The organism is Enterococcus hulanensis, assembly GCF_005405485.1.
GTDB classification, from domain to species: domain Bacteria; phylum Bacillota; class Bacilli; order Lactobacillales; family Enterococcaceae; genus Enterococcus_A; species Enterococcus_A hulanensis.
Window position 1 is genome coordinate 284,777 of sequence record NZ_BJED01000001.1, and the last position, 13,343, is coordinate 298,119.

Below are 13,343 nucleotides of genomic sequence, written 5' to 3' on the forward strand. Positions count from 1 at the left end.
GACTTTTCCTCTTTTTGTCTACCTAGAAAATGTCTTTGCATCCTTTAAAATAAATTTTGGAAGGATGATCTGTATGAAGAAGTTGGCTTTTTTTGATTTAGACGGGACTTTATGTAATGGGGGAAGCCTGCAAGTAGAGCAGGAGGTGATTGCAGCTTTTAGCAAGCTGAGAGAAAATGAGGTCTTGCCGATTATTGCGACAGGACGCAGCTATTATGAAGTGAAGGAGTTGTTAGCAGTGCTGCAGACGGAGCATTTCATTTTATCAAATGGCTGCTACGTTCGTTTCGAAGGAAAAACGATCCAAAATGCCAAGTTCTCTCAACCAGAGATCGAGGCCGTTTTGACGATCGCTGAAAACAATCGGCTAACCGCTGGATTTTTTAACCAACAAGGGTTCGCGATTACCAATTTGTCGGAAGTTGTTAAGGAGCATGCAGCTTATATGGGTCTCTCAGACGTTCCAGTTTCCGCGAATTTCTATCAAACGAATCCGGTCAATTTTATGAATCTCTATCTGGCTGCTGAACAGGAAGAAAAACTACGTGACGAGTTGAACGCCGTGGCGGATATCGTTCGCTTCGCTCCTTTAGCAATCGATGTGCTGCCGAAAAATGTTTCAAAAGGGACAGCGATCCAAAAACTATTGGATTCGATGGCTGGTACGCAGCTTGAAACCTATGCCTTTGGTGATCAAAATAATGATTTGAGTATGTTTCAATTAGTCGATCACGGGATTGCGATGGCACAGGGTACAGATGAGCTGAAAACTTCGGCCAGTTATGTGGCACAAACAGAGAATGGGGTCTTAGAAGGGCTAAGGCATTATGGGTTGATTTCTTAGTTTAGGATTAGAAAATAATAAGGCTTTAGGCTGATGTTCTTAGATTAAGATTTCGTTAAGATAAACATATCAATTAAAAGAGAGTGGGTAAAAGTGTGAAAGGGAATAAACAAAATATTACATTTTTAATGTTGGGGCAATTTATTTCAGTGTTTGGCGGGGCAATTTTACGATTTGCTTTGTCGTTGTTTGTATTAGATGTTACAGGAAGAGCAGATATTTTTGCGACAGTATTGGCGATTTCAAGTATTCCGGTACTATTTGCGCCGATCGGCGGTGCGATCGCGGATCGTTTTGATCGGAAAATGTTGATGGTGCTTATGGATGTCGCCAATGCGATTATCGCCGGATTGCTCTTTTTAGTAATCGGAACTTCAGAATCCGTTTTGGCGATCGGCTTTTTGCTTTTCATTTTAGCGATTGTCGGAAGCTTTGATACACCTGTTGTAGGAGCCAGTATTCCTTTGTTGGTAGAGGAAAAGGATTTAGAAAAAATCAATGGCTTATCTAACGGTATTTTACAATTGTCAAATGTAATTGCGCCGATCATTGGCGGGATTTTTTATGGATTAGTTGGTGCAAACATGCTGGTCGGCAGCAGTATCTTCTTCTTCGCAGCAGCGGCGATCATCGAAAGCTTCTTGAAGATTCCATTTGAAAAACGCGAGCAATCACCGGGAACGGTCTTAGAGATTTTAACGGCCGACTTAAAAGATGGCTTTCGAGAAGTAAAGAACAATCAAGTGATTTTTAAGACCATCATTATGGCTGCGTCGATCAATTTTGTGCTGACTTCATTTTTCATCGTCGGCTTGCCGGTGATTTTGCGAATGACGCTGCAGGTAAATGATACGATGTACGGTGTCGGGATGGCAGTCTTTAGTCTATCAAGTATTATTGGCGCAGTTTTTGCTGGCCCGCTGACTAAAAACTTGAAGTTCAATAATTTTTACCGGACCTTTATGTATTCAGGGATTGCTTTATTGGTCATGAATGTTCTTTTGAGCATCACTGGCACCGGCGTCGGCTTTATGATCGTCATTTTGATGGAAATCGTGATCGGGATGATGCTTAGCGCGATCTCTGTTTATATGATCTCGTTGATTCAGCGCATCACTCCTAAAGAAAATTTGGGAAAAATCATGGCAACCGTAATTGCGGTTTGTCAATGCGCGGTTCCCCTTGGTCAATTAATGATGGGTCTATTGTTCAAGCAAACGAACGCTTCGATCTTTGTGCCGTTATTACTGATCAGCGGATTAGTACTTGTAATCTCTTTTGTTTGCTTCAAGCTGTTCAAAGAAACAAAGGACAGCGATGTCTACAAAACAGTCAAAGAATAATTAGCAAGCACGCCAGTTATCGAAGCTGGCGTGCTTTTTTGTTTCAACCTTAGAAAAAATTTGCGAAGTCCTTGATGCCAGCCGGGCGATATTCTGATCTATCAAAAAGAGTGAGCAAGATAAGTTTATGGCTTATCTTGTTTTTTTGCTTTGTTTTTGAAATACTGGATAAAAAGCAAAGGAGCAGGAGATGGATTACGAAAAAGAATGGGTACGGTTGATGGAAAATGGGAGTCTTTGTTTTTTAGGATCAGTCACACAAGAAGGGTTCCCAATGATTCGGGCGATGTTGAAGCCGATAAAAGTGGAGGAAAATACGTTTTATCTTCACACGAATACTTCTTCCAATAAAGTAAAGCAATTCTTGGATAATGCTAAAGCCTGTTTGTACTTTTATGATGCGGCCGCATTTACTGGGATCAGCTTGCTGGGAGAGATGCAGGTTTTAACGAAAGAGCATGAGAAAATTGAGTTTTGGCAGGATGATTATCAGGTTTATTATGAAAAGGGCGGCGGGATGCCGGATTTCACCGTTTTGAAATTCACTTGTGAACATGGGGAGTTTTACCAGAATTTCAACGTTACCACATTTTAAAATTTCAAATAAAAAGACCATATAAAGATAGTGTAAAGAAATGAGGGCAAGTTTCACACTATCTTTAGGTCTTTTTTTTTATGCTTACAGGGTAAAGGATAGCGGGGCGCTTTTTAGCGGACCGATTTGAAAGGAAGAGAAATGAAATGACGATTATTTTAGGATTGATTGGCCTCTTATTAATGAGCTATCTTTTCTGGTTTTTATTTAAGGGGGAAGAGCTATGAGCAGTGTAATTTATCAAGGATTATTTTTCCTATTTATTTTATTAGGTTTGGCCTTGCCGTTAGGCTGGTACATCAAGGAAATCATGCAGGGAAAAATTCCCAAAGGTGTCCGCTTTTTACGACCGGTCGAGGAGCTGTTTTATAAAGCGATCGGTCCCATCAGCAAAAAAGAAATGTCGGCAAAACGCTATGCGATGAATGTGGTCATGTTAAGTCTTTTTTCTTTTATCTTGCTAGTCGTACTCTTAATGACGCAGCATTTTCTGCCGGGTGGTTCGGCAGTAAAAAATTTATCGCTGCCTTTGGCCATTAATACAGCAGCAAGCTTTGTGACGAACACCAACTGGCAGGCATACGCTGGTGAGACGACCTTATCAAACGCATCGCAAATGTTTGGTTTGACCGTTCAAAATTTTGTATCGGCAGGCGTTGGGCTTTCTGTCTTGGTGGCGTTGCTTCGCGGACTTTCACAGGTGAGAAAGAAAGCTTTAGGAAACTTTTGGCAGGATTTGACTCGCAGTTTAGTCTATATCCTGCTTCCGTTAGCAATGATTTTTGCGGTTCTATTGATTTCGCAAGGAACGGTCCAATCCTTCAAAACAGGAGCAGCTTATCAAGGGTTGGAAGGAAAAAGTCTCTGGTTGTATTTGGGACCAGTCGCTAGTCAGGTTGCGATCAAGCAGTTAGGTACCAACGGCGGCGGCTTTTTCGGCGCCAACTCGGCGTATCCTTTCGAAAATCCGACACTGTTTTCTAACTTTTTAGAAAACATTGCGATTCTGCTGATTCCAGCGGCGTTGATCTTTGCCTTTGGTTTTTGGGTCAAGGAGTGGAAACAAGGTCGGACTATTATGGTCGTCTCTTTGTTTTTCCTATTACTAGCTTTTATCGGTGTGGCATTCAGCGAATATTATGGACCAGAATTTGCACGAGTGCTTGGCTCCACCAATTTGGAAGGAAAAGAAATCCGCTTCGGTGTCGGCTGGTCAAGCTTATGGTCGGTGGCAACGACGGCAGCCTCGAACGGCTCTGTCAATGCGATGATGGATAGCTTTACTCCGCTTGGCGGTGCGATCCCGCTGTTTTTGATGCAGCTGGGAGAAATTATTTTCGGCGGAGTCGGCAGCGGACTTTATGGGATGCTGGCATTTTTACTGTTGGCAGTCTTTATTGCCGGACTTTTAGTCGGCCGCACACCGGAATACTTAGGAAAGAAAATCGAAGCCTTCGATATCAAAATGGCCAGTCTGGTGATCTTAACACCGTTGATGCTGACGCTTTTTGGAGCGATGGCATTGGTAGTACATCCTGATGTGCTGGCTTGGCTGACGAATCGCGGACCTCATGCCTTCAGCGAATTGCTGTATGGCGCAACGTCATTAGCGAACAATAATGGTAGTGCGTTTGGCGGCTTATTAGCAGATACGCCATTCCTAAATATTTTAGGCAGCTTAATGATGGTCATTTCCCGCTACTTGCCGATCGTCGCGATCCTGTTCTTAGCCGAAAACATGGGAAGTAAAAAGAAGGCGGCTTTAAGCTCGGGGACATTATCAACAGTCAGTCCAACCTTTGTTTCCATGCTGATTATTGTTATTTTGGTGATTGGCGCATTAAGCTTCTTGCCAGCCTTGGCGCTTGGCCCAATCGCTGAATTCTTTACGATGAAATAGATGGAGTGAGTGAAAATGAAGAAAATCTATCAATGGGCAGCGGGCCAATCCTTTAAGAAATTAGATCCGCGCCAACAAATCAAAAATCCTGTAATGTTCGTCGTCTATCTAGGCGCGATCATCACTACGGTATTATGCTTCTATCCAATGCGTGTACCGATGTGGTTCAGCATTTCGATAACTGCTTTTCTCTGGTTGACGCTGCTTTTCGCCAATTTCGCCGAAGCTGTGGCAGAAGGACGAGGCAAAGCCCAGGCCGATAGCTTGAAGCAGGCCAAAAAAGAAGTCATGACGTATAAAGTTACGAGTCTAGCCGATATCAAAGACGAAAATTTCACAGAATTGCGTTCTTCTGATTTGAAGCGGGGCGACTTGGTTTATGTCCGCGCTGGAGAGCAGATTCCAGCTGACGGCGATGTGATTGAAGGTGCCGCTTCGGTGGATGAGAGTGCCATCACCGGTGAATCAGCGCCAGTGATCCGCGAATCTGGCGGCGACCGCAGTGCAGTAACTGGCGGTACGACTGTTGTATCTGATTATTTGGTGATTCGGGTAACTTCGGAAAACGGTCAATCCTTTTTAGATAAAATGATCGCTATGGTAGAAGGTACCCAACGAAAAAAAACGCCGAATGAGATCGGATTGCAGATTTTTTTGATCACCTTGACGATTATCTTCTTAACCGTGTCCATCACATTGGTACCCTTTACCGCCTTCAGCAGTCAGCTATCAGGAAAAGGGGAAGCCTTATCCATGATTATTGTGATTGCTTTGCTGATTTGCTTGGCACCGACAACGATCGGCGCCTTGATCTCTTCGATCGGTATTGCCGGCATGAGCCGTTTGACTAAAGAAAACGTAATTGCTATGAGTGGTCGTGCGATTGAAGCGGCAGGTGACGTGGACGTTCTTTTACTGGACAAAACAGGAACCATTACATTGGGAAATCGCCGGGCGAGCGAATTTTTGCCAGTCCATGGTGTCAGTGAAGAACAGCTTGCCGATGCGGCACAATTATCGTCCTTAGCCGATGAAACAGCGGAAGGTCGCAGTATCGTGATCTTAGCCAAAGAACGATTTAATTTGCGGGAAAGAGAATTTCAGCAATCAGAAGTTAAATTTATCGACTTCAGTGCGAAAACACGAATGAGCGGGATTGATTATCGCGGAGATGAAATTCGTAAAGGTGCCGCGGATACAATGAAAAAATATGTGCAATCTAAAAATGAAGTCTATCCGCCGGAATGCGACACGATCGTGGATAAAATCGCTCGCGCAGGCGGGACACCATTAGTCGTCGTGAAAAATAATCGCGTGATGGGCGTTGTCTACTTGAAGGATATTGTCAAAAATGGTGTGAAGGATAAATTCGCCGATATGCGCAAGATGGGGATCAAGACGATTATGATCACTGGAGATAATCCTTTGACCGCAGCAGCGATTGCGGCGGAAGCGGGCGTGGATGATTTTCTAGCCGAAGCAACGCCTGAAAATAAAATGGACCTGATTCGCGACTATCAAGAAAAAGGTCATTTAGTAGCAATGACTGGCGATGGTACTAATGATGCACCGGCATTGGCTCAGGCGGATGTAGCGATGGCGATGAATACCGGAACTCAAGCGGCAAAAGAAGCCGGAAATATGATCGACTTGGATTCCAGTCCAACCAAACTGCTGCAGGTAGTTCAGATCGGTAAACAATTATTGATGACGCGCGGTGCCTTAACGACCTTTAGTATCGCCAATGATATCGCGAAATATTTCGCGGTGATCCCCGTGTTGTTTTACAGTATTTATCCGCAATTGGATCGCTTGAATATCATGGGATTAGGCAGTCCTTTAACAGCGATTCTGTCGGCGGTCATTTATAACGCGGTGGTCATCGTAGCCTTGATCCCGCTAGCATTAAAAGGGGTGAAGTATCAGGAAAAACCTGCCAGTCAAATTTTACGGCATAATTTGCTGATCTATGGACTTGGCGGAATCATCGCACCCTTTATCTTTATCAAGGTCATTGATGTGATCCTTTCACTGATTATTTTATAAAAAGGAGCAAGAACAATGAAAAAAAGTATTCTAGGCAGCTTGCGTTTTCTGATTTTGAGTTTGATTGTCTTTGGCGGACTGTATACTGTTGTGGTCACCGGCATTGGCCAATTATTCTTTTCAGAGCAAGCCAACGGCAGCCAAGTGACGGTGAATGATCAGGTCGTCGGGTCGAAATTGATCGGCCAGGACTTTGATCAAGACAAGTATTTTTCTGGTCGCAGCGAAAAAGTTAGCCAACTTTCGCCGGTTTCAGCGGAGCAAAAGCAATTGGTCGAAAAACGTACAGCGGCCGAATTAACGAAAAATCCAACAGAAAAAAGAGTTCCAAACGATCTCGTAACGGCTTCTGCCAGCGGCGTGGACCCGGATATCAGCTTGGCAGCGGCTGAATTTCAAGTTGCTCGGATTGCCAAGGAACGCGGACTGTCTCAGCAAGCAATTCATAAAGTCATCGATGAGCATAGTCAGAAGGATTGGTTTTCTGAACGAAAGTATGTCAATGTTTTGCAGTTGAACCTCGCATTAGATAAACTAGAGGCATAATACCAAAAGATTCTCTAACCACTTGGTTAGAGAATTGTTGTGCATAAAAGAAGGGAGGGGCGATGATGCAAGCAACAGAGGAAAAACAATTAGGCGATGGACGACGGGGACGGCTGCGAGTATTTTTCGGATTTGCGGCAGGTGTCGGAAAAACGTATGGGATGCTGGCAGAAGCTCATGAGTTATTGCTGATGGGGAAAAATGTAATGGTCGGCTACATCGAACCTCATGATCGGCCGGACACTAATCGATTATTAGAAGGACTACCGCAAATTCCGCCGAAAAAAATTTTATATAAGCAAATGATCTTAACGGAGCCGGATATTGATCGGATCATTCAGCAGAAGCCTGAAATTGTTCTGATCGATGAACTGGCACATACTAACGCGGAAGGGTCGCGAAATCGTAAACGATATCAAGATGTGGATGAACTGCTGAATGCGGGCATCGATGTTTTCACCACGGTCAATGTTCAGCATATCGAAAGCCTGAATGATATCGTTGAAGAGGTTACCGGAATCGAGGTCAAGGAAACCGTGCCGGACACCTTTTTGCAGCGGGCAACGATAAAAGTGATCGATGTGGAACCGGACGAGCTGATCGAACGCTTGGAGCAGGGAAAAATCTACGCCAATGAAAATGCCAGACGGGCGTTGAGAAACTTCTTTATCCCGCAAAAGCTGGATCAGCTGCGGGGCTTAGCGATTCAACGAGCATCGGATCATATTAACCGGATCAGCGGAAAAACGATTGGGATTCAAAGTAAATTACTAACAGTGGTGAACGATGCTTTTCCTAAAATGACCGAAAAATGTATTCGCTGGACAGCGCGTTTGGCTCAAGGATTAGCTGCGGAGTGGACGGTAATTCAGGTTCGCACTCAAGAAAATACACCTACCAACATTCCTTTGGCGGAAAAATTAGGAGCCGAGGTGATCAGCATTGAGGAAGATGACAGCTTTGAGACGATCGTTGAATTTGCCAAAATGACCGGGGTCACCGATATTATCATGGGAAAGAATCTGCGTCAGCCTTGGTATGAAAAGATTTTTACCGAAGCTTTCGATGATCGCTTGCTGAAGCGCTTGAATGATACGGAGCTCCATTTGATTCCCTTTAGTGAGGAAAAGCAAACCTGGTTCTTCAAGACCCGCAAGGTGATCGAAGGTGGAGGAAAAGATTTCGGAATTGCGATCGGTGCCGTCATCTTAGCGACGATCGTGACGGAATTAATGCAATACCTGCATATCGGTGATCAAAATTTGATGCTGATTTATATTTTCTTCATCTTATTAGTAGCTCGAACTACCTCCGGCTATTTTTGGAGCTCACTTTCTTCTATATTAGGTGTCTTGTCTTTCAACTGGTTTTTTGTGGAGCCCTTGTATTCACTAACGGTCTACAAGCAAGGCTATCCGATCACTTTATTGATCATGCTGGTGGTCGCGCTGATGATCAGTAATTTGATGGTTCGTTTGAAAAAACAAGCCGACAGTTCGATGGAAAAAGAGCATCAGATGGAAATTTTATATGAATTAAACAAACAGTACGTTTTAGCAGAAAGCCGAAAACAGATTCTCGATATTTCTGCGACGTATTTATCACGATTGCTAGAACGGGAAGTGATCATTTTTGATCGTTTGTCGAAAGTAGAGAGTATTCATTGTGTCGCTGAAAAGCAAACGATTTTGGCAAATAAAGATGAAGCAGCCGTTGCCTTTTGGGCTGCAAAAAATCAAAAAGAAGCCGGCAATGGCACAGATACCTTGATTGGTGCCAAAGGATTTTATCTGCCGATCATCGCAAGCGGAAAAACATTAGCGGTATTAGGCATTGAACGAAATGCCAATCTTGAACTGGAAAATGATCAACTCAACTATTTGAAGCTGGTATTGACTCAGATCGCCGTTATTTTGGAGCAAACGGAATTGAAGGAAGAAAAAGAACAAGTCGAGTTAGAAAACGAGCGGGAAAAAGTTCGCAGCAATCTTTTACGAGCAGTTTCCCATGATTTACGAACACCGCTGACAGTAATCTCAGGGATTGCTGAAACATTAGGCGTCGGAACTGATTTAAAAGAAGAGACACGTCAAAAACTATTAAAGGATATTCAAGAAGAGTCACAATGGCTGATTCGCATGGTTGAAAATTTATTATCGATTACCCGTATCAACATGGATACGATGAAGGTCACGAAAACGGCTGAACCGGTGGAAGAAATCATCGAAGCGGTTTATAAGCACTTAAAAAAAGTTTATCCTGATGGTCAAGTCGAGATTCAACTGCCGTCAGAGGTCATTTTTATTCAAGCAGATCCTATTTTGATCGAGCAGGCATTATTCAATCTGGTGGAGAATGCCTTTCGTCATGGAGAAAAAAATCAACCGGTCCAACTGATCGTTTATCAGGAAAAGGGACAGACAGTCTTTGAAATCGAAAATCACGGCGAAATGCCATTGAAGCAATTTCAAAAAATCCAGTCAAACTTAGCTAGCGCAAATGAAGTCCCGGTAGATTCAAAAAATGGCTTGGGAATCGGCTTGAGTATCGTCAAAACGATCATCCATGCTCATAATGGCAAAATGGAAATGACCGTGGGTGCAGGCAAGACACTGGTTAGAATTTATTTGAAGTGAGGGGATGTTTATGAAGCAATCCATTTTATTAATCGAAGATGATCCAAATATCACGGATTTTATGGAGGTCGTTTTAGGGCAGGAACGCTATCAATTAACGGTCGCCAGTACAGGAATGGAAGCATTGACCGCTTTTCAAACAACAACGATTGATTTGGTTCTGTTAGACTTGGGGCTGCCTGATATTGACGGGATCGATCTGCTGAAAATTCTTCGCAAACGAATGCACCTGCCGATCATTATTATCTCTGCCAGAAATAATGAGGAAGAAAAAGTGAAGGCGCTGGATTTAGGGGCAGATGACTATGTGACCAAGCCATTTGGTACGAATGAGTTACTGGCGCGGATTCGCACAGCCTTACGCCATCAAAACGTTCAGACTGAAGCATTAACCATTGTAGAAAATAAAAATCTGAAAATCGATTTCGAAAAGCAATTGGTTTATAAGGACAATCATGAGATTCATCTGACTAAAAATGAATATCGCATTTTAGCGCTGATGTTTCGCCAATTAGGCAAGGTAGTTACTTATCAAACCTTAATGACAGAAGTCTGGGGACCTTATAGTGATGATTCCCAAACACTGCGGGTAAATATGTCCAACATCCGCAAAAAAATCGAACAGGATACGTTGAAGCCTGAATACTTGATTACGGAGATCGGTGTAGGCTATCGCCTGCGAGACCATCGATCGGAACAATAAAAACATCGCCAACTAAAAACCAAACGATCAAATACTTGAGAAATTGAACGTATTTTGATTGCTTGGTTTTTTATTATCCCTTCTTTTAGTACACTAAGATAAAAACAGGGGAGGTGTCCATCATCATTTTCTTACTGATAGTTATTTGCGGACTTGCTTTATATTCAATTTTCAAAAGTTTAATCAGACAATCAAAAAATCCTAGTGGAAAGATCGGCACTTGGATGATGCGAATATGGAATCGCGCATATTTACCAATGGTTAGTTGGACATTAAGCTTTGTGAACAAGTCGACGCCTAAAAATATTTTAGATATTGGCGTTGGAAACGGCGCTTCAACCAACTATCTTCATCAACATTTTCCTACTAGTCAAATCTATGGCATCGATTTTTCCAAAACAGCGATTCTCGAAGCCAGCAAGCATTATTCAGCCTCAGCGACTTTCGAAGAAATGAACATCGACAAAACCAAATATCCGTCAGATTTTTTTGACTTGATTTTTGCCTTTCAGACCCATTTTCACTGGGAACAGCTAGATCAAGCATTGATGGAGATAGAACGGATTTTAGCGCCAAGCGGAGAATGTTGGATTGCCTGCGAACGTTCTAAAGTAAAATATTATTTGCCAGATTTTGCAGAGGTCGACAAATTTCAAATCTATTTAGCAAATTTAGGACTTGATTTAGTTGCCAGTCATCAAACGAAGGACTGGATTTGCTATCGAATTATGAAGTTATCTAGTTAAAAATATAAAGCGCTTAATTATAGTTATTTTAAAGTGAGGGTGAACGTTTATAAGCTGTTAATGATTATCTTTCTCATTAAGGTGTTCTTATTTTCAATTAGAATATCAGAGTGCTAATCTGATATTGAAGAAAATTGGAGGCGCTCGTATGAGTAATATAAAGAAGTTTTTATTAACTGTGATGATCGGGATCGTCGCATTGATTTTGGAGTTTGGCTTTCATCAGAATCGCCTAGCTTTTTGGTTAGTGGCTATTGTTGGTGGGATCATGACAGTCACTATGCTGATTGGAATGATCGAGACATTGCGTTCTGGAAAATATGGTGTAGATATTTTAGCGATTACCGCGATCGTGGCTACACTCTTAGTTGGTGAATATTGGGCAAGTCTGATGGTTTTGATTATGCTAACTGGCGGCGACAGCTTAGAAGATTATGCCAGTCATCAAGCGAGTCGCGAATTACGGTCGCTTTTAGATAATTCACCGCAAACTGCGCATCGAATCAAAGGTGAAGAGATCACTGATCTTGCGGTTGAAGAAGTCGAAGTTGGTGATTTGATTTTAGTAAAACCCGGAGAATTAGTGCCGGTTGATGGACGAGTCGTAGAGGGTGAATCTTTTGTGGATGAGTCGTCATTGACAGGAGAATCTAAGCCCATCGAAAAGAAACAAAATGATGAATTAATGTCTGGCTCAATTAATGGTGATGCAGCCTTGCGGTTTAAAGTAACGAAGGCAGCCAAAGATAGTCAATATCAGACATTGGTAAAACTAGTCAAGGAATCAGAAGCAAAACCGGCTCACTTTGTCCGTTTGGCTGATCGTTACGCGGTCCCTTTTACGATCATCGCCTATGTAATTGGCGGTGTCGCTTGGTTTGTTTCAAAAGATCCGGTTCGTTTCGCAGAAGTGTTAGTAGTCGCTTCTCCATGTCCGTTGATTTTGGCAGCACCAGTGGCATTAGTTGCGGGGATGAGCCGCTCAAGCCGAAACGGAATCGTCGTGAAAACTGGAACAACGATTGAAAAATTAGCAAACGCAAAAAGCATCGCCTTTGATAAGACAGGGACATTGACAGAAGGCAAACTCTCAGTAGAAGATATCAAGGATGCTTCTGATCATTTTTCAAAAGAAGAGTTGATCACCTACGCGGCCAGCGGCGAACAGGAGTCTAGTCATATTTTGGCTCGTTCATTAGTCGCCTATGCAAAAGAAAAAGAAATAAATTTGTTCCCTGTAACTGAGTTGGAAGAAATCACAGGTCAAGGAATCCAAGCAAAGGTAAATAGCAAAAACATTCGCGTCGGGAAAGCTTCTTTTGCCGGTTCCCCAATTGAATTAACGAATGAACATACGGCAGTCTATGTTTCCATCGATAATCAATATATCGGCTACATCACATTTACCGATATCGTTCGCAAAGAATCCGCCGCTACCATCAAAGCGTTGAATGACTTGGGAATTAAGAAAACCATCATGCTTACCGGTGATCATCAATCGATCGCTAATCAAATCGCCCATGAGGTAGGAATATCAGAAGTGCATGCAGAATGCTTGCCGGAAGAAAAGATTAATGTATTAAAAACGTTAAATGACGAAGATCGACCAGGAATTATGGTAGGCGATGGCGTGAATGATGCTCCTGCGTTGGCAGTGGCAGATGTCGGTATTGCGATGGGTGCTCATGGTTCAACCGCAGCCAGCGAAAGTGCTGATGCCGTAATTTTGAAGGACGATCTAAGTCGAGTGTCAGAAGCTGTCCGCTTATCGCAAGATACGATGCGGATCGCTCGTCAATCCGTATTGATCGGACTCGTGATTTGTATAATTTTGATGCTAATTGCAAGTACCGGTGTCATTCCAGCATTATTAGGTGCAGCCTTGCAGGAAGTGATTGATACTGTGTCAATTTTATCTGCTTTGAGAGCCAGAAAAGATAGGTAGTCGTTCACTATTACAATAGAAGAAACCAGCAAAATTTCA

The 13,343-nt window shown here is 42.8% G+C and carries 10 protein-coding genes; all 10 read left to right on the plus strand.

Annotated features, from left to right (window positions below; genetic code table 11):
• Positions 1-73 precede the first annotated feature (73 nt).
• The 10 genes from FFR60_RS01350 to FFR60_RS01395 all read left to right on the plus strand — a co-directional run bounded on the left by FFR60_RS01350 (position 74) and on the right by FFR60_RS01395 (position 13,304).
• Positions 74-844: a Cof-type HAD-IIB family hydrolase gene (locus tag FFR60_RS01350; RefSeq protein WP_137662672.1), complete on the plus strand. Its 771-nt coding sequence runs from the start codon at positions 74-76 to the stop codon at positions 842-844.
• A gap of 95 nt (positions 845-939) precedes the next feature.
• Positions 940-2,187: an MFS transporter gene (locus FFR60_RS01355; RefSeq protein WP_137662673.1), complete on the plus strand. Its 1,248-nt coding sequence runs from the start codon at positions 940-942 to the stop codon at positions 2,185-2,187.
• A gap of 190 nt (positions 2,188-2,377) precedes the next feature.
• Positions 2,378-2,782 (plus strand): pyridoxamine 5'-phosphate oxidase family protein, encoded by a 405-nt coding sequence (locus FFR60_RS01360; protein WP_137662674.1) that lies wholly within the window; start codon positions 2,378-2,380, stop codon positions 2,780-2,782.
• A 223-nt stretch (positions 2,783-3,005) separates the two neighbouring features.
• Positions 3,006-4,682, plus strand: coding sequence for a potassium-transporting ATPase subunit KdpA (kdpA, locus tag FFR60_RS01365; protein ID WP_137662675.1), 1,677 nt, complete (start codon positions 3,006-3,008; stop codon positions 4,680-4,682).
• 15 nt (positions 4,683-4,697) lie between these two features.
• Positions 4,698-6,728, plus strand: a complete 2,031-nt coding sequence (kdpB, locus tag FFR60_RS01370) for a potassium-transporting ATPase subunit KdpB (RefSeq protein WP_137662676.1) — start codon at positions 4,698-4,700, stop codon at positions 6,726-6,728.
• Positions 6,729-6,743: 15 nt separating this feature from the next.
• Positions 6,744-7,274, plus strand: coding sequence for a potassium-transporting ATPase subunit C (locus FFR60_RS01375; protein WP_137662677.1), 531 nt, complete (start codon positions 6,744-6,746; stop codon positions 7,272-7,274).
• Positions 7,275-7,339: 65 nt separating this feature from the next.
• Positions 7,340-9,910 (plus strand): DUF4118 domain-containing protein, encoded by a 2,571-nt coding sequence (locus tag FFR60_RS01380; protein WP_137662903.1) that lies wholly within the window; start codon positions 7,340-7,342, stop codon positions 9,908-9,910.
• 10 nt (positions 9,911-9,920) lie between these two features.
• On the plus strand, positions 9,921-10,613 hold the full coding sequence (locus FFR60_RS01385; protein WP_137662678.1) for a response regulator transcription factor: 693 nt from the start codon (positions 9,921-9,923) through the stop codon (positions 10,611-10,613).
• A 224-nt stretch (positions 10,614-10,837) separates the two neighbouring features.
• Positions 10,838-11,359: a class I SAM-dependent methyltransferase gene (locus FFR60_RS01390; RefSeq protein WP_137662679.1), complete on the plus strand. Its 522-nt coding sequence runs from the start codon at positions 10,838-10,840 to the stop codon at positions 11,357-11,359.
• Between the two features lie 148 nt (positions 11,360-11,507).
• Positions 11,508-13,304, plus strand: a complete 1,797-nt coding sequence (locus FFR60_RS01395; protein WP_137662680.1) for a heavy metal translocating P-type ATPase — start codon at positions 11,508-11,510, stop codon at positions 13,302-13,304.
• The last annotated feature ends 39 nt before the right edge of the window (positions 13,305-13,343 follow it).

Excerpts from the sequence above, each read along its gene's own strand:
- FFR60_RS01350 (WP_137662672.1), top strand. The coding sequence starts at position 74 with ATGAAGAAGTTGGCTTTTTTTGATTTAGACGGGACTTTATGTAATGGG.
- FFR60_RS01360 (WP_137662674.1), top strand. The coding sequence starts at position 2,378 with ATGGATTACGAAAAAGAATGGGTACGGTTGATGGAAAATGGGAGTCTT.
- kdpA (WP_137662675.1), top strand. The coding sequence starts at position 3,006 with ATGAGCAGTGTAATTTATCAAGGATTATTTTTCCTATTTATTTTATTA.
- kdpB (WP_137662676.1), top strand. The coding sequence starts at position 4,698 with ATGAAGAAAATCTATCAATGGGCAGCGGGCCAATCCTTTAAGAAATTA.
- FFR60_RS01375 (WP_137662677.1), top strand. The coding sequence starts at position 6,744 with ATGAAAAAAAGTATTCTAGGCAGCTTGCGTTTTCTGATTTTGAGTTTG.
- FFR60_RS01380 (WP_137662903.1), top strand. The coding sequence starts at position 7,340 with ATGCAAGCAACAGAGGAAAAACAATTAGGCGATGGACGACGGGGACGG.
- FFR60_RS01385 (WP_137662678.1), top strand. The coding sequence starts at position 9,921 with ATGAAGCAATCCATTTTATTAATCGAAGATGATCCAAATATCACGGAT.
- FFR60_RS01390 (WP_137662679.1), top strand. The coding sequence starts at position 10,838 with ATGATGCGAATATGGAATCGCGCATATTTACCAATGGTTAGTTGGACA.
- FFR60_RS01395 (WP_137662680.1), top strand. The coding sequence starts at position 11,508 with ATGAGTAATATAAAGAAGTTTTTATTAACTGTGATGATCGGGATCGTC.